This is a genomic window from Telluribacter sp., from assembly GCF_035998675.1.
In the GTDB taxonomy this organism is placed as follows: Bacteria; Bacteroidota; Bacteroidia; order Cytophagales; family Spirosomataceae; genus Telluribacter.
The window spans coordinates 155,735-175,104 of sequence record NZ_DASYHI010000016.1 but is presented as its reverse complement, the minus strand read 5'-3'; the positions used below and the strand labels follow the sequence as shown (position 1 = coordinate 175,104).

18 protein-coding genes and 1 riboswitch are annotated in these 19,370 nt (G+C 51.3%); of the genes, 9 read left to right on the top strand and 9 right to left on the bottom strand.

Annotated elements, in window-relative coordinates:
* Window positions 1–9 precede the first annotated feature (9 nt).
* The 3 genes from VGN67_RS10475 to VGN67_RS10465 form a co-directional block, all read right to left on the bottom strand.
* Window positions 10–966: an LD-carboxypeptidase gene (locus tag VGN67_RS10475; protein WP_327486767.1), complete on the bottom strand. Its 957-nt coding sequence runs from the start codon at window positions 964–966 to the stop codon at window positions 10–12.
* 11 nt (window positions 967–977) lie between these two features.
* Window positions 978–1,964, bottom strand: a complete 987-nt coding sequence (locus VGN67_RS10470) for an ion channel (protein WP_327486766.1) — start codon at window positions 1,962–1,964, stop codon at window positions 978–980.
* A 198-nt stretch (window positions 1,965–2,162) separates the two neighbouring features.
* Complete coding sequence (locus tag VGN67_RS10465) at window positions 2,163–2,549, bottom strand: DUF721 domain-containing protein (protein ID WP_327486765.1); 387 nt, start codon at window positions 2,547–2,549, stop codon at window positions 2,163–2,165.
* 121 nt (window positions 2,550–2,670) lie between these two features.
* Window positions 2,671–2,782: riboswitch (SAM riboswitch) on the top strand.
* 224 nt (window positions 2,783–3,006) lie between these two features.
* On the opposite strand from VGN67_RS10465, the gene VGN67_RS10460 reads away from it, so the two are divergent.
* From VGN67_RS10460 to VGN67_RS10450, 3 genes are all read left to right on the top strand, one after another.
* Window positions 3,007–4,326: an O-acetylhomoserine aminocarboxypropyltransferase/cysteine synthase gene (locus VGN67_RS10460; RefSeq protein ID WP_327486764.1), complete on the top strand. Its 1,320-nt coding sequence runs from the start codon at window positions 3,007–3,009 to the stop codon at window positions 4,324–4,326.
* Window positions 4,327–4,414: 88 nt separating this feature from the next.
* On the top strand, window positions 4,415–5,467 hold the full coding sequence (locus tag VGN67_RS10455) for a homoserine O-acetyltransferase family protein (protein WP_327486786.1): 1,053 nt from the start codon (window positions 4,415–4,417) through the stop codon (window positions 5,465–5,467).
* A gap of 191 nt (window positions 5,468–5,658) precedes the next feature.
* On the top strand, window positions 5,659–6,423 hold the full coding sequence (locus tag VGN67_RS10450) for a M48 family metallopeptidase (protein WP_327486763.1): 765 nt from the start codon (window positions 5,659–5,661) through the stop codon (window positions 6,421–6,423).
* Between the two features lie 38 nt (window positions 6,424–6,461).
* On the opposite strand, the gene VGN67_RS10445 is transcribed toward VGN67_RS10450, so the two are convergent.
* A complete protein-coding gene (locus VGN67_RS10445; RefSeq protein WP_327486762.1) occupies window positions 6,462–8,105 on the bottom strand; it encodes an amidohydrolase in 1,644 nt (547 codons plus the stop codon).
* A 124-nt stretch (window positions 8,106–8,229) separates the two neighbouring features.
* Between VGN67_RS10445 and VGN67_RS10440 the strand changes: the two genes are divergently transcribed.
* Window positions 8,230–9,564 (top strand): TolC family protein, encoded by a 1,335-nt coding sequence (locus VGN67_RS10440; RefSeq protein ID WP_327486761.1) that lies wholly within the window; start codon window positions 8,230–8,232, stop codon window positions 9,562–9,564.
* Window positions 9,565–9,652: 88 nt separating this feature from the next.
* Here VGN67_RS10440 and VGN67_RS10435 read toward each other — a convergent pair whose 3' ends face one another.
* Together VGN67_RS10435 and VGN67_RS10430 are read right to left on the bottom strand one after the other, a co-directional pair.
* Window positions 9,653–10,042: a hypothetical protein gene (locus tag VGN67_RS10435; RefSeq protein WP_327486760.1), complete on the bottom strand. Its 390-nt coding sequence runs from the start codon at window positions 10,040–10,042 to the stop codon at window positions 9,653–9,655.
* A 211-nt stretch (window positions 10,043–10,253) separates the two neighbouring features.
* A complete protein-coding gene (locus tag VGN67_RS10430; RefSeq protein WP_327486759.1) occupies window positions 10,254–12,752 on the bottom strand; it encodes a zinc-dependent metalloprotease in 2,499 nt (832 codons plus the stop codon).
* A 157-nt stretch (window positions 12,753–12,909) separates the two neighbouring features.
* Here VGN67_RS10430 and VGN67_RS10425 point away from each other — a divergent pair, with 157 nt between their 5' ends.
* Both VGN67_RS10425 and VGN67_RS10420 read left to right on the top strand, forming a co-directional pair.
* The gene (locus VGN67_RS10425) at window positions 12,910–13,569 is read left to right on the top strand and encodes an NAD(P)H-binding protein (RefSeq protein ID WP_327486758.1); all 660 of its coding nucleotides are present in this window, start codon (window positions 12,910–12,912) and stop codon (window positions 13,567–13,569) included.
* Window positions 13,570–13,580: 11 nt separating this feature from the next.
* Entirely contained in the window at window positions 13,581–14,009 is a 429-nt protein-coding gene (locus tag VGN67_RS10420) for a GNAT family N-acetyltransferase (protein WP_327486757.1), read from the top strand.
* Between the two features lie 104 nt (window positions 14,010–14,113).
* Here the strand turns inward: VGN67_RS10420 and VGN67_RS10415 are convergent, their stop codons facing one another.
* The gene (locus VGN67_RS10415; protein WP_327486756.1) at window positions 14,114–14,512 is read right to left on the bottom strand and encodes a hypothetical protein; all 399 of its coding nucleotides are present in this window, start codon (window positions 14,510–14,512) and stop codon (window positions 14,114–14,116) included.
* A gap of 169 nt (window positions 14,513–14,681) precedes the next feature.
* The gene (locus VGN67_RS10410; RefSeq protein ID WP_327486755.1) at window positions 14,682–15,428 is read right to left on the bottom strand and encodes a lysophospholipid acyltransferase family protein; all 747 of its coding nucleotides are present in this window, start codon (window positions 15,426–15,428) and stop codon (window positions 14,682–14,684) included.
* A gap of 127 nt (window positions 15,429–15,555) precedes the next feature.
* On the opposite strand from VGN67_RS10410, the gene VGN67_RS10405 reads away from it, so the two are divergent.
* Window positions 15,556–16,542, top strand: a complete 987-nt coding sequence (locus VGN67_RS10405; protein ID WP_327486754.1) for an acyl-ACP desaturase — start codon at window positions 15,556–15,558, stop codon at window positions 16,540–16,542.
* Window positions 16,543–16,630: 88 nt separating this feature from the next.
* Here VGN67_RS10405 and VGN67_RS10400 read toward each other — a convergent pair whose 3' ends face one another.
* Entirely contained in the window at window positions 16,631–17,776 is a 1,146-nt protein-coding gene (locus VGN67_RS10400) for a cellulase family glycosylhydrolase (protein WP_327486753.1), read from the bottom strand.
* Window positions 17,777–17,954: 178 nt separating this feature from the next.
* Here VGN67_RS10400 and VGN67_RS10395 point away from each other — a divergent pair, with 178 nt between their 5' ends.
* Complete coding sequence (locus VGN67_RS10395; RefSeq protein WP_327486752.1) at window positions 17,955–18,428, top strand: GNAT family N-acetyltransferase; 474 nt, start codon at window positions 17,955–17,957, stop codon at window positions 18,426–18,428.
* A 12-nt stretch (window positions 18,429–18,440) separates the two neighbouring features.
* A complete protein-coding gene (locus VGN67_RS10390) occupies window positions 18,441–19,370 on the top strand; it encodes a serine hydrolase (protein WP_327486751.1) in 930 nt (309 codons plus the stop codon).

The window sequence follows — 19,370 nt, the reverse complement described above, 5'->3', positions numbered from 1 at the left end:
AATTCTAAACTATAAATAAGTACTTTCTAAATGAAGGAAACGGAGCGATACCTCTGCCCTGCCTACTTTTAAGGTAGCCACCAAGCCCACTCCTATGGCGCGGTTATCGGGCACGTGTCCGGTCGGGAAATCATAACATACCGGATACGAATATTCCCGGGTGTGTTCCTGTAAAATCTCGTAGGCCCCTTTCCCGAAAGAAGGGTTGCTGTTGTCTTTCAAATCGGTGAACTGGCCCACAATAAGCCCCGCCAGATGGTCCAGCTTGCCGGCCCGCTTGAGCTGAATCATCATCCGGTCCAGGTTGTAGTAGTATTCTCCTACATCCTCAATAAAAAGGATTTTACCCCGGGTGTCAGGTTCAGACACGGACCCCGTAAGGTGAGCCAGCAGACACAGATTTCCACCGACTACTTCGGCGGTTACCTCACCGTTTTGGTTGTAAGTATGGGAGGGGATTGTATAGGCGACCTCTTCCCCGAACAACATCTTTCTAAGCGATTCGGTGGCTTCTTCGCCTCCTTCTTTGGTAAGGAGCTTCGCCATGGGGCCGTGAAGGCTGGCGTATCCCAGGCCATGCAGGTGCGACAACAAGGCGGTTAGGTCACTGAATCCTACAATCCACTTGGGGTTTTCCCGGAAAGCGGTAAAATCAAGCTGGTCAAGGAGCCGCGAACAGCCGTACCCACCCCGGGCGGCAATAATGGCCCGGACCGAGGGGTCGCTGAGCATGGTTTGCAGTTCGTGTAGTCGTAGTTCGTCGGTACCTGAGTACTGATAATGCGAAGAGGTCAGGGACTTTCCTTCCAGTACGTGCAGGTTCCACTGGTCTCTGAGTACCGCAAGCCCCGGCTTAACATCCTCGTAGTTGACGCGACTGGCCGGAGCCAGCACCCCAACCGTATCACCGGCTTGCAGAAAAGGGGGTATGATAATTAGAGAATCAGATTGGGCTTGAAAAGGCATACGTACTTAAGTTAACTATTCAGCGAAGCAGGGCGGGTATTATCAATTTCTTCCACATGGACCACTACCTTTCCCGTAGTAGCGCTATTAAACATAGGCTCAAATTTGGCTCCCCACACTATTTCTTCGTAGCGGTAGGAGTACCTGGTGTGTACCTGTTGCATAAAAGTTTCATCCATGGCCCGAAGCAGCACCAGAATTTCCGTGTCCGATTCCATGAGACTGTCGGGGGTAGCACCGCTAAGGGGACTTTTGCTGGTAATGGGGTGAACGATGGTCCAGTTCAGGGGGAAGAAATTAACGTGGTTCCTTTCCAGTTCCAGTGTATAGTACTTCCGGACCCGCTGACCATTGGGAAGTACCTCCAGTCTCGACAGGGACAGTTCTGCTTCCAGGTCAATCAGCTCGTTGTCGCGTTCGTGGATAATCCGGAACATGAATCCATTGATGTCCAGGTAAGGGGAGATAAGGGCGGTTTTGCTGAACCGGATGCGCGGGAGGGGCCGGGAAAAACGTCCGTACAAAAGGCCCGTAGCAATTACAAACATGAGCAGCCCCATCAGCGCCTCAATAGAAGCCACACTATTTGACCAGAAGCCAAGCGGGCTTACGCGGCCGTACCCCACGGTAGTGAGGGTTTGGGCACTGAAAAAGAAGGCTTCCCAAAAAGCCCCGTGTACCGGATAGCTATCAACTTCTACCCCCTGCAGCTGCTCAATGCCAATCAGTAAATAAATAAGGGCGAAAAGGGAGTTCAGCAGGAGATAGACCAGGAAAATACAGCCGAAGAATTGCCACCAGTGAATAGTGACCAGCCGGTGGTACCAGTTAATGCTGTTCAGGAAAGATTGTCCCCGACGCTCCACGTTGAAGGTACCATCGCGGTTAATAAGGCGACTTTGCCGATCAGTAATCCGCTGACCGAAACCAAGGTCTTTCCGGTTTTCTTCTTCGTTCAGAAGGCTGCTTTGGGAGGGAGCGAAAAGTTTTCGGGCCATGAGTACTTACTGCTTACGCTTTTACACCCTAAACTTACATAAAGATTAACAAGCTACCAGCGCCAAAGCAGAATTGAAGCAGGGTAGAGTAGGGAAGGGACCGGAGGAAACAGGTACCCGGAGGTAGTCTGGACAGTACTTTCAGATAACTCACAAACGCTTACTGGTCACTGATAACTGGTCCCTGGTCATTGATAATTAAATAAACACTACGTCATCAATCAGGCTGGTGTTCATTTCGCGGTTAATGAGTTCCACAATTTTATACTTGGCCCGGACGAGCTCATCGCGCAGCGGAGCCGATTCTATCTGTAAAAAGAGGGTCCGGTCTTTAACGTAAACCTTGGTGGTGCGGGAGGCAATGGTGTGCCCCATTATTTTTTCCCAGTGCGCCGACAGGTAAGTTTCATTAAAACTGGTTTTGAGCTTATAGGCGCTGAGCATCTGCTCTATAGCTTCTTTGAGCGGGGTAATGCCCGGTTTTCGGGAAGATTTTTCTTTGTCAAACTTGTAGTACTGCGCCATGGTGCCTGAGGATAAGCAATAGACAAATATAGGTAATCCGGCCGTCAGATTTATTAACATTCGTAAACTGCACGCTTATCAAAGATAGTTTTGTAAGAAACTGGGGGCTGTATTTGCTTTTGATGCAACTGAGCCTTAATATTGCGACATCAAGTCAATTGCTCCACCTACTGTGGCGGTTGATTTATAAAGAAGAGGCGAGAGAATGGGCTCTGCGAACCTCTGGCAACCTACCCCAAGCGCAACCGGGACAAGGTGCTAACTCCCACCTAAGTAATTAGGGAATATAAACTCAAACCGCGCATGAAAACAGAAACTTTACATCCCGTTTCGGGAGAGGTCGTAGTACCCGCTCGCTCATTTGTTTATTCCGCCATCCGGTTGTTTAGCTACCGCTGTTGTATGCCCTGTTAGGGACGAAAGGCTATTTTATGCCTTTTTTTCTCTATTTGTCATTCAGCCTGTACCTCTTTTATTTTTATTCATTCATTATTCAGTTACTCTAAACCTTATACTTATGTCAGACCAAACCTACCGCTTCGAAACCCTGCAGCTGCACGCTGGTCAGGAACCCGACCCAACTACCAATTCACGGGCTGTACCCATTTACCAGACTACCTCCTACACCTTCAATAATTCTGAACACGGAGCCAATCTGTTTGCTCTGAAGGAGTTCGGGAACATTTACACCCGCATTATGAACCCGACCAACGACGTGTTCGAAAAGCGGATGGCAGCCCTGGAAGGTGGCGTAGCGGCGCTGGCGGTATCGTCCGGTCACGCGGCACAGTTTCTGGCCATTAATAATATTACCACCGTTGGCGACAACTTCGTAACTACTTCTTTCCTTTACGGAGGTAGCTATAACCAATTCAAAAATTCATTTAAAAATATTGGTGTAGAAGCCCGCTTTGCCGACGGCGACGATATTTCCAGTTTTGAAGCGTTGATTGATGAAAAAACCAAAGCCATTTACCTGGAAACCATTGGTAACCCCAGCTACAGCGTACCCGATTTTGAAGCGTTTGCTCAATTGGCCAAAAAACACGATTTGCCCATTATTGTAGACAACACCTTCGGGGCGGGTGGGGCAATTTGCCAGCCTATTAAGTGGGGAGCGCATATTGTGGTCGAATCAGCTACCAAATGGATCGGCGGCCATGGTACCAGCATGGGCGGCGTTATTGTGGATGCCGGTACCTTCGACTGGGGTAATGGCAAGTACCCTCAGTTTACCGACCCCTCGCCCAGCTACCACGGCCTGGTACTGAATGATGTGTTTGGTAAAAATGGTCCCTTTGGAAACATACAGTTTATTATCCGCTGCCGGGTAGAAGGGCTCCGCGACTGGGGTCCCAGCCAGAGTCCATTCAACGCGTTCCTGCTCCTGCAGGGACTGGAAACCCTAACCCTTCGGGTAGAGCGGGCCTGCGAAAATGCAATGAAACTGGCTCAATGGCTGGAAGGCCACGCCGACGTGGAGTTTGTCAACTATCCTGGATTACAAAGTAACAAGTACCAGCAGCTGGCCAGCAAGTACCTCAGCCGCGGAGCCGGTACCGTACTTTCTTTTAAACTGAAAGCCGGTAAGGAAGCCGCCGACCAATTTGTGAATTCTCTGAAGCTGACCAGCCACCTGGCTAACGTGGGCGACTCCAAAACCCTGATTATCCATCCGGCCAGTACGACCCACTCGCAACTGTCGGAAAGGGACCAGGAAGCAGCCGGCGTAGCGCCCGGACAACTCCGGGTATCCGTAGGAATTGAGCACATTGATGACATCCAGGCCGATTTTGAACAGGCATTTGCCCAGATTGGCCAGTTAGCCGAGGCCTGATTTAGTATAAGTATTAACCCCTGGTCAGCGTCGGTGGCCAACATTTGGCTACCGACCTGCCATGTAAACTTTTGGTGCTTTGGCACGTATTCAACCCGAAAAGAAGGTATTTAAGTACCCTTATTCTTATTCCCTGGAGCTGGGACGTGAATTACACGGCTTTGAACTGGCTTATACTACCTACGGTACCCGCAACGAGGACGACAGCAACGTAGTATGGGCTTGCCATGCCCTCACCGGTAGTGCCAACGCCGCCGAGTGGTGGGATGGGTTGGTCGGTGAAGGCAAGTACTTCGACCCCGCCCATCATTTCATTGTTTGTGTCAATGTACTTGGCTCCGCTTATGGTTCCACGGGGCCGTTATCGGTCAATCCGGATACGCAGGCGCCGTTTTACCACGAGTTTCCCATTGTTACGGTACGTGATATAGTGGGGGCCATGGAACTGCTGCGTCAGGACCTGGAAATAAAGAAGATAGGCGTTTGTATTGGTGGATCACTGGGAGGACAACAGGCGCTGGAATGGGCCATACAGGCACCGGATGTTTTTGATGAAGTGGTCCTGATTGCCTCCAATGCCGTTCATTCGCCCTGGGGAGTAGCTTTCAATGAGTCGCAACGGATGGCCATTGAAAACGATCCTACCTGGAAAGACCTCCATGCCGAAGCCGGTGCGCACGGAATGAAAGTAGCACGCTCGGTAGCATTGCTCTCGTACCGGAACTACGATACCTATAACTTTACCCAGGCCCGCGATAACCCCGACCAGACCGATGACTTCCGTGCTTCGTCTTACCAGCGCTACCAGGGCGATAAATTCATGAAACGATTTAACGCCTACTCCTACTGGACCCTTACCAAGGTGATGGATTCCCATAATGTGGGGCGGAACCGGGGCGGAATTGTCCACGCCCTGGGGATGGTAAAAGCCCGCACCCTGGTGCTGGGTATTAAGTCCGATATGCTTTTCCCCGTGGTGGAGCAGCAGTTTCTGGCGCGCCATATCCCGGACGCGGTTTACCAGGAAATAGATTCTTTGTACGGACACGATGGTTTTCTAATTGAATACAAGCAGCTGTCTCAGGTCATAAAAGCCTGGCAGGAAAGCAAGGGGCGTCTGGAACCGCTCTCGGTGGAATAAGTACTATGCATAAGGAATTAAGGAAAGACCAGCTTATCAAAATAGGCTGGTCTTTTCATTAGTTCGGGGGTGAGTGGCTGCTTTTGGTATGGTATGAAAATTGGATAAGTACCTACACATGGTCAATCCTGAGGAGGTTGCCTAATCTAAACTGGAACAAAAAATAACGCCATATGTGAATAATCGGAAAATTGCTCGTAGGAATCCTAATGGTGTTAATGGCCATTTGGGGGTACTTTTCAAGAACGGAGGTAAATCCGATCACCGGTGAGAAGCAAAGGGTAAGCCTTACCACCGAAGAAGAAGTAGCGCTTGGGGTGAAAAGCGCGCCCCAAATGGCCGCGGAGTTTGGCGGGCTACACCCCGACCAGCAGGTGCAGCAAACCGTGAAACGAATCGGGCAAAGCATAGTGCAGCGTTCTGATGCCAGCCGTTCCCCTTATACTTTTAATTTCCACGTACTGGCCGATGCCAACACCGTCAACGCTTTTGCCATACCCGGCGGACAGATATTTATTACCATGGGTTTATTGAAACGACTAAAAACCGAGGACCAGTTGGCGGGGGTACTTGGTCACGAAATAGGCCACGTAATAGGGCGGCATTCGGCGGAGCAAATGGCCAAGCAGCAACTCATGCAGGGGCTGGCCGGTGCGGCCACCGTGGCTCTTTCTGATCCCAATTCTCCCACGGGTACGGCCTATATTTCGCAGTACGTTGCCAGCTTGCTTAACCTGAAGTACGGCCGGGACGACGAGCTGGAATCCGACGAGTTTGGGGTCAAGTACATGCTGCAGACCGGTTACGACCCCAATGCGCTACTGGATGTAATGAAGGTACTGGAAGAGGCTTCGGGAGGACAGCGCGGGGTAGAGTTTATGAGTACCCACCCTAGTCCCGCCAACAGAAACCAGCGGATCAGGGAAGCCATCGCCAAATACAAGGCAGGTACGTAGCCAGTACGAAAAAATAGCCCGCACACAGCGGGCTATTTTTATTTTGATCGGACAAATACGGTCAAACCACCGAGTACGGTCCTAAGTACCCTGGTAGCGCGAAGTTCCGATTCAGGTACCTTCATGATGTCTTTCTCAAGCATGACAAAGTCGGCCAGTTTATTGGGTTCAATACTTCCCCGGCTCTTTTCTTCAAAGTTGGCAAAAGCCGCCCAAATAGTCATGCCCCGCAGGGCTTCCTGTCGCGTCAGGGCATTCTCCTTCTGAAAGCCACCCGGCGGGTACCCTTTGGCATCAGTCCGCGCTACTGCCGCCTGGAAACCATACAAAGGATTGATGTCTTCTACCGGAAAGTCACTACCCAGGGCAATCAGGCCATTTTGTTTTAGTAAATCTTTAAAAGCATAAGCCGTTTTGACGCGCTTGTCGCCCAGCCGCTCGTCGGCCCAGTACATATCCGAGGTAGCGTGGGTAGGTTGCACCGAGGGAATAACATTGAACGCGGCAAACTTGGGTACATCGCTGGTGTCCACTACCTGGGCGTGCTCAATGCGCCAGCGGCGGTCATTGGCCCCTTTAAGGTACTTGCCGTACAAATTCAGGGCGAGGCGGTTGGCCGAGTCGCCAATGCAGTGGGTGTTGGCCTGAAAATCGCTGGTGGCAATGCGGGAAATAAAGTCTTCCAGTTCTTTGGGAGAAGTCAGCAAAAAGCCTGAGGTGGGCGCATCGGCGTAGGGTTTCAGCAAGCAGGCACCCCGGGAGCCCAGCGCCCCGTCCGCATAGATTTTAAAAGAACGGACGGTCAATCTATCGGTCTGGTAGGGTCCTTTGGGGAGGTAATAGTCGAGGTTAGTGGGGTTTACACTGATCATGGCATAGTCCCGGATCTGTAAAGAACCGTTTTTGTGCATTTTATCAATGAGTTCAATATCCGGCCGGTCAATTCCCGCATCCGATACACTGGTTAGCCCCACGGTCAGGCAGGCCTTTTCGGCCTGCTGAAGCATGGCTATTTTTTCTTCCTCGGTAGGGCGGGGAAGTACCATCCGGACCAGTCCCATGGCATTGTCAACCAGAATACCCGAAGGCTCTCCGTTTTTTAATTCAACCAGCCCACCCTCTACCTTACTGCCCGCCGAAATCCGGGCCAGCTGCAAGGCCCGCGTATTAACCAGCGCGGCGTGGCCGTCAATGCGGGTCAGGAATACGGGTACATCCGGGAAGGCGGCATCCAGCAGGGCTTTGTCCGGGAATTGTTTGTTATCCCAATCGTTCTGGTCCCAGCCCCGTCCAATCAGCCAGGTACGATCGGGATGCTCCTGCCGGAAGTCTTTTAGTTTTTCTATGATTTCCTGGTAAGAGGTAGTACCTACCAGATCAGCCATGTTCAGCATTTGGCCCAGGCCCACAAAGTGACTGTGCGGATCGTAAAACCCCGGGTAAATGGCTTTGCCACCCGCGTCCAGCGTCGAATCTGATTCGTAATGATCGAGTATATCCGCCGAAGTACCTACCTCCACAAAGCGCCCGTCTTTCACGGCAAATGCCTCCTGAATGGTGAAAGCTGAATCGGTTGTGTACACCACCGCATTATGAACAATCAAATCAACTTTTGTACGATTCTTACATCCGATAGTACCCGCAATAAAAATTATTAGTAGAGGGCGTAAAATATTGTACATACACGTAAGTAGGTTGTAGCTTTAAAGTTATTTATAGAATATGTCAGTTACACAGGAAGTGTTTTTAAAAGTACTGACCTTCCCGGCACAAATACAAATACCCGCATTTTTTAATTTCAACTATATGCTTTACAAACGGATTGTGACTGCGACTATTCTGGCTTTCGTGGTAGTAGCACAGGTAATGGCTCAGGAGCGGCTTACCCTGGAAAGAGCCATCGCTATTGCCCTGGAAAATAATTATGCTATCAGGATTGCGGAGAGACGGATTGATATCGCCACCAACGACAACACCCTCGGAAACGCGGGTTTTTTGCCTACCTTAACGGCCATTGCTCAGAAAAACTTCTCCTCAAGTCATTTACGGCAGGAGTTTTTTAATGAGCTCCAGCCCCCCCTGGACCGGAGAGGTGTAAACAACAACAACTCGGCCCTCGGGCCCTCGCTGGTCTGGACCATTTTTGACGGAATGGGTATGTTTATTGCGGCGGATCGGCTGCGTCAGCTGGAAGAAGCCGGACGTACCAACGCCAAGATTACGGTTGAGAATACCGTGGCCGATGTAAGCTCGACCTACTTCCAGATTATTCGCGAACAGCAACGCCTGCTTGCCTTTCAGAATGCCATAGGTATTTCGTCGGATCGATTGGCGCTGGCCAAGGCTACTTATGAGGTGGGGGCCGGTTCGCGGGTAGATTATATCAACGCTCAGGTTGATTATAACAGTGATACCGCCGCTTATATCGCCCAGGTGCAGGTCTTCAGAAATGCAAAGATCAACCTCAATACCCTGCTGGCCCGCGACCCTCTGAACGACTTTACGGTACCCGATTCCATTCTTCTTCAACCCGGAATTTCCATTGACGCCCTGCGCCAGGCTATGTTGAACCAGAATCCTAACCTGGTGCTGGCCGCGCAGCAGCGCCGACTGGCCCAGCTGGACATCAAGGCGCTCACCGCCCAGCAGTTTCCCCAGGTAGATTTGATTGGCGGCTACGGGTACAATACGACCAATAACCAGGCGGGATTCGGGGTACGTAACGCCCGAAACGATGTATGGAGCTATGGCGCCAGGGTATCTGTCAATATATTTGATGGTTTCAACCAGCGGCGGCGCATTCAGAATGCCAAGATCAACGTCCTGATCAACGAAGACCTGGAAGCAGATTTGCGTACCCAGCTGGTAGGCTCTCTGCAGCAGACCTACAACAACTACCTGAACAGCCTGCAGCTGATTGCTCTGGAAGAGGAAAATTTCCGGATTGCCCGCCAGAACGTAGATATTGCCTTTGAAAGATACCGCGTGGGAAACGCGACCGCCTTTGAATTTCGGGAAGTACAACGCAACACCGTGGCCGCCGAAACCCGTTTGATTGAAGCGAAGTACAACGCCAAACTAGCCGAAATAGAATTGTTCCGGTTAAGCAGTTCTATTATCCAGGATAATAACCGGCAGTAGTAGAGCCTTAGCGACAAACAGATAAAACAAAGCGGCGCCGGAATCACTCCGGTGCCGCTTTTAATTTAGGTTAAGAAGGAGGAGGGAATTAGCTCCTTTTTCGGAAGATGGAGCGTCGGTTACCCGATAGTTCCTGTAACCTCTGCTGTTGGTCACGGTTTAGTACGCTGAGCAGTTCGTCATTTTTCTGCTCCTGCAACTGTCGCTTTGCCCGGCGCTTGTTTCCGTTTTTGGACGCCATGCGTCTTTCTTTACGGTCGTACTTACGTTCAATCTGGCTTAGCTTTCTCATTTGTCGTTTGCTCAGGTCCAGTTCCTCAGCGTATCGTTCCAGGTTATTTTCGAGGCGTCGGTTGTTAAGTTGGGCTTCGGTCCGGCTACGGTCATCATTCGGGTTGTTGGCAACGGTAGGAGAGGAGGTAGTACAGCTACTCAGCATCAGTCCCACGGCCATCATCAGCATGGCTATTTTCTTCATGACTTTTATTGGAAAGGTTAATTTTTCAATTGGACTCCAACGCGGCACGCAGGTTTAAAAGCGACTGCCATTATTTAACCACGGCAAAGGCTCTTTATTATTTTTCCCGCAACAGAAATTTTTTAGAAGAGCCGCCACCCCAAAAAAAGTTTTGCCAGTCCGGGTGTCCGGGCTGGCAAAACCGAAAATTAAACAGCAGGTACCTTAGCTATTACTTCTTAGGGTCTATAATCTTTTCAATCCGGACCAGGCTGTCGTTGAGGTGGTACCTGGTCATGGTGTCTTTGGTGAGCGGCAACGCCTTTTTTATATCGCTCTGCAGCTGTTGCAATTCACCCCGTACCACCGCCCTGATATCCGACTGGCTCACCTTAATGGGGGTATAGTTGATAAAGCTCCGCGCACCGGCCGAAACCGCCGCGGGCTCATTATTCATGAGGTACTCCAGTCGGTCGAGGTAAGCCCGCTGTAGGTTGCGCCGGTAGGTGTCGGGTACTTTGCTGGTTTTTAGCTCGGTCCAGATACCTGCACGCAGGTCGCCCATCATATCCAGCAGACCGTAGGCTTTGGTGCCGGTAAGGGTCTGGTTTTCGATGAGCCGGGCCATCCGGCCGGGTTCAAGTACCGAATTAAGTACCCGCTCCTGCGCAACCCGAACGCGCTCTACCATACCTACTCCTTCAAAGCGTCGCAGTATGTTATCATCAATCATCCAGGTAGGGGTTTTAAACGCCTGCTTCGTAATGAAGTTCAGAGCGCTTTTTTGCTTCTCCTTTGGTACCGACTCGTATACCGCTCCTTCCTGGTCATAGGTTTTGTAGGTTTCATAAATACCCCCAATGTTGCTGGTTACGTGGCCGAGGTACCGGTTCCACTGGCCAAGTACCTGTCCGTACATTTCTTCCAGATTATCGTAGGGCATTCCTTCTTCGCGGGTCCACTCCACGAGGTTGGGCAGAATCCGTTTCAGGTTTTTAATGCCATAGTCACTGGCTTTCACGGCATCATCGCCTATGTCTTCGGTCTGCGAGCGGGGGTCCACCGGATTCAGCGTCTGGCGACCGTAGCGGTACATGGGGTCGTCGGCATGTTTACGAACCATGGCATCCAGTACTTTTCTTTCTTCCTCGGGGGTACTTGCGTCGGGTACGGGCCGATACCCCCACTCAATGGCGTACTTATCGTACAAACCAATGTTAGGCATAAAGTTAACCCCGAGGTCTTCGGGCTGCGCCACGTAGTTGAAACGCGCGTAATCCATAATGGAAGGCGAAACGTTCATGCGGCTGGTAAAATGGGCCGAACGAAGCGAATCGACGGGGTAGGAGGCGCTGGCCCCCATGTTGTGCGGCAGCCCCAGCGTGTGGCCAACCTCATGGGCCGCAACAAACCGGATTAATTTACCCATAACTTCGTCTTTAAACTTAGTAGTACGGGCGTCGGGATTGATGGCCGCCGTCTGGATAAAGAACCAGTTGCGGAGCAGGTTCATGACGTTGTGGTACCAGCCAATGTCGCTTTCCAGGATTTCACCCGAGCGGGGGTCGTGTACGTTGGGTCCATAGGCATTCTGGACATCCGAAGCAAAGTACCGTACTACCGAGTACCGGACATCTTCGGGACTAAACTCTGGGTCCTCGGCGGCGGTAGGAGGATTTTTGCAAAGAATGGCGTTCTTAAAACCGGCTTTTTCAAAAGCCACCTGCCAGTCCTCAATGCCCTGCTTGATGTAGGGGCGCCATTTGTCGGGCGTGGCCGGGTCAATGTAGTACACAATGGGCTTTACCGGCTCTACCAGTTCCCCGCGCTGGAAGGCCGCCGGGTCCTTGGGTTCCAGCCGCCAGCGTACAATGTACTCCCGCTTATCGGCCTTCTGTACGTCCAGGCCGTAGTCGTTCTGTTGTACCGAGAAGTACCCCACCCGCTGGTCTTTCAGGCGCGGCCGCATGGGTTTCTTCGGGAGCAGTACCATCGAGTGATTCATTTCCAGCGATATGGAACCCGTCTCTGAAACGGAAGGGGCCTCGGTAGCATTGTACGTAAGGATATTACGCGCCTCGATGTTGAGCGGATAGCTGCGGATACTGTCCACGTAGGTACGTTTGGGGTCCAGGGTAGCTACCTTGTATCGGGTTCGCCTGGGTTGGTCCAGACCCAGGAGCTTAACATCCGTGGTAAACAGTTCATTTACTTCAATAACGGTACCTGTACTGTCGGTCCGGAAGGCTTTTATATCAAAGGCTGCTATGATGGGTTCAAAGTTGGAGTTGCGAACCGCCTGGTAGATTGGAAGCTCCTCGCTGGCTACGTTGCGGTACGATACAACCCTCAGCAATACTTTTTTGTCTTTCCTTTCCCAGCGTACCACCGAAGTATTCAATTCCTCCCCACCGTAGCCTATGTTATCGGCGGTGCGGGCTACGCGGGTAACCAGCAGCATCTCCCGCAGCAGCAGGGAGTCAGGAATTTCGTAGAAGTAGGAATCTTCTACTTTATGTACCTTAAAAAGTCCTTCGTCGGTTTTGGCTTTGGCCGTGATTACTTCCCCGTAAGGTTTTACAGGAGTACTTTTAGCAGGGGCAGCTGCGGGCTTGGCAGCGGCGGCAGTCGTAGCCTTCTCTTCTTCTTTTTTCTTTTTTTTCTGAGCAATGGCGTCCGGAGCAGAACTCAGCAACACCAGAGACAGCAGCAGGGGGATGGGTTTAAACATGAGGTTTGGGTCTATTTGTATGATAAAGTAAACGGTAATGATAACAGTTTTAATTTTTAACAATAGCCTTTCGGGGTCAGAGAAGCCAGTTATTTTTATAAATGAATCAGGAATATACTACCTTGGAAATACTTTACGCGTTTATTAACCCCTAAATATGCCAGATCTATCTGCCAAAACGGCCCTGGTGGTGGGCGCAACCGGCCTCATCGGCAAGCAGGTTGTTCAACTGCTGCTGCAGTCGCCCGCCTACGCCGAAGTAAGCGTACTTGTACGAAATTCGCTGGGAATACAGGACCCCAAACTGAAAGAAATAGAGTACGATTTTTCCAATCCGGCCCCTGAGCTGGTACGGGGCGACGACGTTTTCTGTTGCCTGGGTACTACCATGAAAAAAGCGGGGTCAAAGGACGCTTTCCGGAAAGTGGACCTTGAGTACCCGCTCCAGATAGGCCGGCTGGCCAGACAAAGCGGAGCCAGCCAGTACCTGATCGTAACGGCCATGGGGGCTGACTCTGATTCAATGTTTTTTTATAATCAGGTAAAAGGCGACGTGCAGGAAGAGTTAAAAGCGCTTCAGTTTCCCATGCTTCGCATTTTTCAGCCCTCCCTGCTCCTGGGTAACCGCCAGGAGGCCCGCCTGGGTGAGAAAGTCGGCGAATGGCTGAGCCTGCTGTTTCGACCGCTGATGGTGGGGCCGCTCCGTAAGTACCAGGCCATTGACTCAGCCAAAGTAGCCCGGGCTATGGTAACTCTGGCCCAAAAGCCCGGAACGGGCGTGGTTATTTATGATTCGGAAGAATTACAAAAGTACTAATCAGGCCCGCTATGCTCCGCATTCGTACCGCTACCGAAGCTGACGTTGAGCCCCTGTACCAAATGCTTTGTGAGCTGGAAAACGAAGTACTGCGCCGCAGCGATTTTACACGGGTACTTCAGACGAACTTAAGAAATCCGGATATAAGGTACTTCCTGGCCGAATGGGAGGAACAACCCGTAGGTATGGCCAGTTGCCATGTACAATTCCTGCTGCACCACGCCGCCCCGGTCGCCGAAATCCAGGAAATGTACGTGGAGGTGGCCTTGCGGTCCAGTGGAATCGGAAAGCGATTAATTGATGAGGTAGTAGCTTTTGCCAGAAGCCGGGGAGCGGTCCATCTGGAAGTTACCTCCAATCAGTTACGGGCCGATACGCATCGTTTTTACGAACGGGAGCACTTTCAGCGAACCCACTACAAACTGGTGCGAAGGTTGTAAAATTTCCTTCAGACTACGAAAAAATATTTCTTAGAAACAAAAAAAGCGTATGGCAACCTGCCATACGCTTTCTAAACTACCCTAAACCTTCAACTAAACTATGTTCACCAGCCGCGTCGGTTCATCGGTGGGGCGTTGTTCCCCGCCCGCTGGCCGTCGCGGTTTTCGTAGCGGATCTTGCGGAGCAGATTCTCAAGGTCGTTGGTTAGCTCCCGGGTTTCCCGGTTGGTCAGGTTACGGTTCGAGCGAAACTTGCGCTCGCGGGCCTGAATGCGGTCGTACTCATCCAGCAGGCGAATAGCCTCCCCGGGGGACAGGGTTTCGTTGTCGATTCCCATGGCAATCCGGCGGCGGGCTTCCCGCTGCATGTCATTGATGGCATAGCTGTCGCGGCGGTCGTTGTTGGAAGCGGGGTAGCGCTGGCCTGGGTACTCGTAACGCTGGGCAAATACTCCGGTGAAAGCCAGGAGAAACAATGCGGACAGAATAAGGGTTTTTTTCATGGCTAACAGTTGTTATGGGTTTTGTGGGTTAGAGGCCCCTATTTGGGAAAGGTTTAATGCAGGCTTGTTAATAATTGTTAATCAGGAGAAGAATCTTTTTCGGGCACAACCAGATACTTCTGGCGGGCACGCCGCCGGGAAAGCAGGTTTTAATAAGTGATGGAGAATATTATTTCCGGAATTCCTCATCCAGAACCGCCTGAATCGCAGCCTGGGCCATCTGGGCTATTTCCTCGGGTTTTTTACCGGCTGGTTCTATCCCCGGTAGTACCGTCCAGGAGAGTCTGGAGAAGCTGGTAAGCGGAAACAATCCCTTGGGGTTGAAGCGTCCGGTACCCCGAATAACTACGGGTACTACCAGCGCGTTGGGTGCTTTTTTGAGCAAAGCGGCCAGGCCGCCCGCCGCAAAGGGTTTCATGGCAGCCGAAGCAGTGCGGGTACCTTCGGGAAATATAACAGCCGAGAAGTTGTTTTCCTGAATAAATTTACCGAGGCGGGCTATTTCCACAATGGCCTGCTTACCATCTTTTCGGTCAATGAGGGCCGCGCCGCTTTTGCGCAGATTGTAAGAAATCCCGGGAATACCCCTGGCCAGTTCTATTTTTGAAACAAACAGCGGATGGTACTTACGGAGAAACCAAATAAGTCCCGGAATATCAAAAGTACTCTGGTGGTTGGGGGTGAATATCAGGGGGCGGTTGTCCGGAAGCTGGGTACGGTTATTGAAGTGGATACCAGCCCCGGTCAGGTACCAGCCGTACGTAAGCATAAAGTTGAAATGATCAACGGACCGCTTATGCGCTTTTTTACCAAAAACATTGTAGGCGACTACCTGGTATACATGAAAAAATAAAAGCATTAGGCCAAAATAGAGCAAATAAATGCTACTCAGAATGTAGTCAAGCGCTTTTTTCATTCGGGTTAAATTTTGTGCGAAAATAAGGGAAAAGAGATTGTATTACTAAATGCCACAATTTTTGCTTATCTTAAGTACTTAATATATTACTTTGTACAGCAATTACCATTTCTTTAAATAATACAGTATGCAAACGGAACTAACAGCGTCGCGCCTTGAGGTGATGAGGTTCATAGGCACCAAATTAGACGCGCTCATTGACGAATATCTTAAACCCATTGAGCAATACTGGCAGCCTTCGGACCTATTGCCTGACTCAACCAGAGAAGATTTTTTTAGTGAAGTAAAGCTGCTCCAGGAAAGCTGCCGTGATTTGCCGTACGACTACCTGGCGGTCCTGATTGGCGATACCATTACCGAAGAAGCCCTACCTACCTATGAGTCGTGGCTGATGGACGTCGTTGGTATTGACCAGATGAATGAACCCCAGGGCTGGGCCAAGTGGGTGCGCAACTGGACCGCCGAGGAGAACCGCCACGGCGACCTGCTCAACAAGTACCTGTACCTGTCGGGTCGGGTAGATATGCACGCCATGGAGGTGTCGACCCAGTACCTGATTTCGGACGGATTTGATATTCAGACCGGCCGCGATCCTTACCGTAATTTTGTTTATACCTCTTTCCAGGAGCTGGCAACCAACGTTTCGCACCGTCGAACCGCCACCCTGGCCAAACAATACGGCAACCCCCACCTGTCCAAAATTTGTGGGATTATTGCCTCCGACGAATTACGGCACGCCAAAGCTTACAAAGCCTTTGTAAGCCGGATTTTTGAGGTAGACCCCTCCGAAATGATGCTGGCTCTGGAAGATATGATGAAGAAAAAGATTGTTATGCCGGCCCACTTCCTGCGCGAGTCGGGTGTGAAAATTGGTAATACTTTCTCCCATTTTTCCGATGCCGCCCAGCGTTTGGGAGTGTATACCACCAACGACTACATTGATATTTTTGATTCATTGATCCAAGACTGGGAAATTGACAAGGTCCGGGACCTGAACGCCACTGCCGAGCGGGCCCGCGACTACCTCATGGGTTTGTCGGCTCGCTTGCGCCGGGTGGCCGAGCGTACCCGAGTACCCCAGCTTGACTACGAATTCAGCTGGATTAGCCGGTAGGTATTTATCCGAAAAATAAACACAAATAAAGGCGGCTCATCTGATGAGCCGCCTTTATTTGTAAAGTACTTCCGGTAAAGTGTTTTCTTTATTTGGTTTTACCCGTGGCCTTTTTAATAGCTGTTACCTCTTCCGCATCAATGGGACTACCGTCGGGTTTCAGAATTTCGTGAAACCAGACCGCCGGTTCGCGTCCGTTGACGTAAGGGTTTTGCCAGCTGTCCCAGGGCAGGTGAGTCTGGGTTTTTCCGACTACAAATCCCCAGTTAATCATTCCTACGTTATATTGTTTAGCTACCGGCAGGTGCGTCTGGAACCGGCTATTGGCCCCACGCGCCATAAATTCTGTGCAAATCAGGGGACGGTTCAGGGTTTTTAACTCTTTCACCACCCGCTCAAAGGATTCAACGTCGGAGTAGTGGTGAAAGGTGATAATATCCGAATAAGTAATCTGTACCTTTTCCATGGGCGTCCAGTTTTCGGGCTTACTCATGTCGCGGTCTTTACTGAAAATCCAGATTCCCGACGACAGCGGCTGGACCGGATTCACCGAACGCGCCCATTGGTACACATCCGGCAATAGCCGGGTAACAATGGCTACTTTATTGGCAGGCTCCCGATTCAGATGGTTTTTTCCGTAGCTGTTGCCATTGGTGTTGTCGGGTTCATTCCAAAGGTCCCACATCAGGATACGGGGGTCATTTTTGAAAGCCCCTACCACGCCTTTGACGTAGGCTTCCAGCCGGGGGTACTGTGATACATCCGTCAGGGCGTCGGCACCGGGGCTTTGCATCCAGCCCGAGTTATGAATGCCCGCCTGCGGTTCCCGTTGTTTGCCCAAAGCCGGGTGCGGGTCCCAGCACGAGTCAAAAAGAACCAGCATGGGACGAATTTTGTGTTTGGCACAGATACCAAGAAACTGGTCGAGCCGTTTGGTAAAACCCTGGGGGTCCTGCCATAATAGGTCGTGCAGGTAAACCCGGGCGGTATTCACCCCCAGGGCCTCGGCCCAGGCCAGTTCCTTGTCAATGGTAGCGGGGTCAAAGCTATCGGCCTGAAACATCTCAAGCTGGTTAATAGCGGAGGCCGGGTTGTAGTTGGAGCCAAACAGCCAGGGTTGTTTCTGGTACCAGGCGGTTGCTTTTTCGGTACTCCAGCGGCCCGTCGCGCTTGTTTGGGCCCAGGAGCTACCGGTGAAAAGAATACAAAGAAAAAGGAGGCAGATTTTTTTCATGCTTACATTTAATTTTAGTTGTAATTCTATTCAGTATAAAGCAGACAAGGTACCTTTACAACTCCTTATGCTCCGATTTTTTTGATAAAAAATGGAAACCGAGTCTTTTGCGGATCAGGAAAGTCAGCCGGAGGATTTGTAAGAATACCTATTTATAGAACAATTAGCATTGATACGAATGAATTGTGAAATAATGGAAGCCACCAGCCAGGAGCAGTACCTGGCGGCCATTGCCCTTTTCAAAGAATACGCCGCTTCCCTTGATTTTGACCTGCAGTTTCAGAACTTCGACGATGAGTTGGAAATCCTGCCTACCATGTACGGGCCGCCCGTTGGCTGTTTGTTTCTGGTGGAGGACCAGGGGCAGTACGTGGGGTGTGCGGGACTACGTCGCATCGAAAATGATTGGACCTGTGAAATTAAGCGTATGTACATTCGGCCCCAGTACCGGGGGCAGGGGGTTGGCAAGGCGCTAATGACCCGTCTGCTACACAGCGCGCGCAGCATGCACTACCGAACCATCAAGCTCGATACCATTGGCTACAAAATGCCCAATGCGGTTGGTCTGTATACTTCCTTTGATTTTCGGGAAACGGTACCCTATAATTTCAACCCTTACGAAGGGGTAAAGTACTTTGAGCGGGAATTGTAATACCCTACTACCATGAAGAAAATCCTCCTGCATTTAATTTTCCTGCTGTACCCAGGTACCCTGGCGCTGGCCCAGCCATCGGCGGCCGGAAAGACCCGGACCGATAAAGAATTGACCCAAAAAATTGAGGCCGCCCTCCGGGGCTTTCAGGGGGAGGTGGGCGTGTATGTACGCCACCTGAAAACCAACCGGGTGGTGGAGATTAAAGCAGATACGGTGTTTCCGACGGCCAGTATGGTGAAGGTACCTATCCTGTGTGGACTTTTTGATAAAATAAGCAGGGGCGAACTGAGCTACCAGCAAACCCTGGTTTACCGCGATTCGCTCAAGTATGACGACGGGATGGTGGGCTCGCTCAAGGATAGTACCCGCATTCCCCTGAGCTACGTACTTATGCTGATGACTACCTTCAGCGACAATACCGGAAGCCTGTGGCTTCAGGGCCTGGCCGGAGGAGGTACCGCTATCAACCAGTGGCTGGAAGGCCGGGGGTTTGTCCATACGCGCGTTAACTCCCGTACGCCCGGCCGCGAGCCAGCCCGAAGCCGGTACGGCTGGGGCCAGACCACCCCGCGTGAAATGGCCGAACTCATGGTCATGATTCGGCAGGGGCGGGCTATTCGCCCCGACCTTAGCGACCGCATGTACCGGTACCTGGGTCGGCAGTTCTGGGACGGTGAGTCTTTGTCGCAACTACCACCCCATATTAAAGTAGCCTCCAAGAACGGGACCGTTAACCAGGCGAAGTCGGAGGTACTGCTGGTACATGCTCCCCACGGCGACTATGTACTTTGTATCACTACCAAAAACCAGCAGGATGAGCGGTGGGTGCGGGACAATGCCGGCTACGTACTACTGCGGACCGTTTCCAGCTTGGTTTGGAACTATTTTGAGCCTAAAAGTACCTGGCAGCCTACCCCGGGGTACGAGGCGTGGTGGTAG

Excerpts from the sequence above, each read along its gene's own strand:
- VGN67_RS10475 (WP_327486767.1), bottom strand. The coding sequence starts at position 966 with ATGCCTTTTCAAGCCCAATCTGATTCTCTAATTATCATACCCCCTTTT.
- VGN67_RS10470 (WP_327486766.1), bottom strand. The coding sequence starts at position 1,964 with ATGGCCCGAAAACTTTTCGCTCCCTCCCAAAGCAGCCTTCTGAACGAA.
- VGN67_RS10465 (WP_327486765.1), bottom strand. The coding sequence starts at position 2,549 with ATGTTAATAAATCTGACGGCCGGATTACCTATATTTGTCTATTGCTTA.
- VGN67_RS10460 (WP_327486764.1), top strand. The coding sequence starts at position 3,007 with ATGTCAGACCAAACCTACCGCTTCGAAACCCTGCAGCTGCACGCTGGT.
- VGN67_RS10445 (WP_327486762.1), bottom strand. The coding sequence starts at position 8,105 with ATGTACAATATTTTACGCCCTCTACTAATAATTTTTATTGCGGGTACT.
- VGN67_RS10440 (WP_327486761.1), top strand. The coding sequence starts at position 8,230 with ATGCTTTACAAACGGATTGTGACTGCGACTATTCTGGCTTTCGTGGTA.
- VGN67_RS10435 (WP_327486760.1), bottom strand. The coding sequence starts at position 10,042 with ATGAAGAAAATAGCCATGCTGATGATGGCCGTGGGACTGATGCTGAGT.
- VGN67_RS10430 (WP_327486759.1), bottom strand. The coding sequence starts at position 12,752 with ATGTTTAAACCCATCCCCCTGCTGCTGTCTCTGGTGTTGCTGAGTTCT.
- VGN67_RS10425 (WP_327486758.1), top strand. The coding sequence starts at position 12,910 with ATGCCAGATCTATCTGCCAAAACGGCCCTGGTGGTGGGCGCAACCGGC.
- VGN67_RS10420 (WP_327486757.1), top strand. The coding sequence starts at position 13,581 with ATGCTCCGCATTCGTACCGCTACCGAAGCTGACGTTGAGCCCCTGTAC.
- VGN67_RS10415 (WP_327486756.1), bottom strand. The coding sequence starts at position 14,512 with ATGAAAAAAACCCTTATTCTGTCCGCATTGTTTCTCCTGGCTTTCACC.
- VGN67_RS10410 (WP_327486755.1), bottom strand. The coding sequence starts at position 15,428 with ATGAAAAAAGCGCTTGACTACATTCTGAGTAGCATTTATTTGCTCTAT.
- VGN67_RS10405 (WP_327486754.1), top strand. The coding sequence starts at position 15,556 with ATGCAAACGGAACTAACAGCGTCGCGCCTTGAGGTGATGAGGTTCATA.
- VGN67_RS10400 (WP_327486753.1), bottom strand. The coding sequence starts at position 17,776 with ATGAAAAAAATCTGCCTCCTTTTTCTTTGTATTCTTTTCACCGGTAGC.
- VGN67_RS10395 (WP_327486752.1), top strand. The coding sequence starts at position 17,955 with ATGAATTGTGAAATAATGGAAGCCACCAGCCAGGAGCAGTACCTGGCG.
- VGN67_RS10390 (WP_327486751.1), top strand. The coding sequence starts at position 18,441 with ATGAAGAAAATCCTCCTGCATTTAATTTTCCTGCTGTACCCAGGTACC.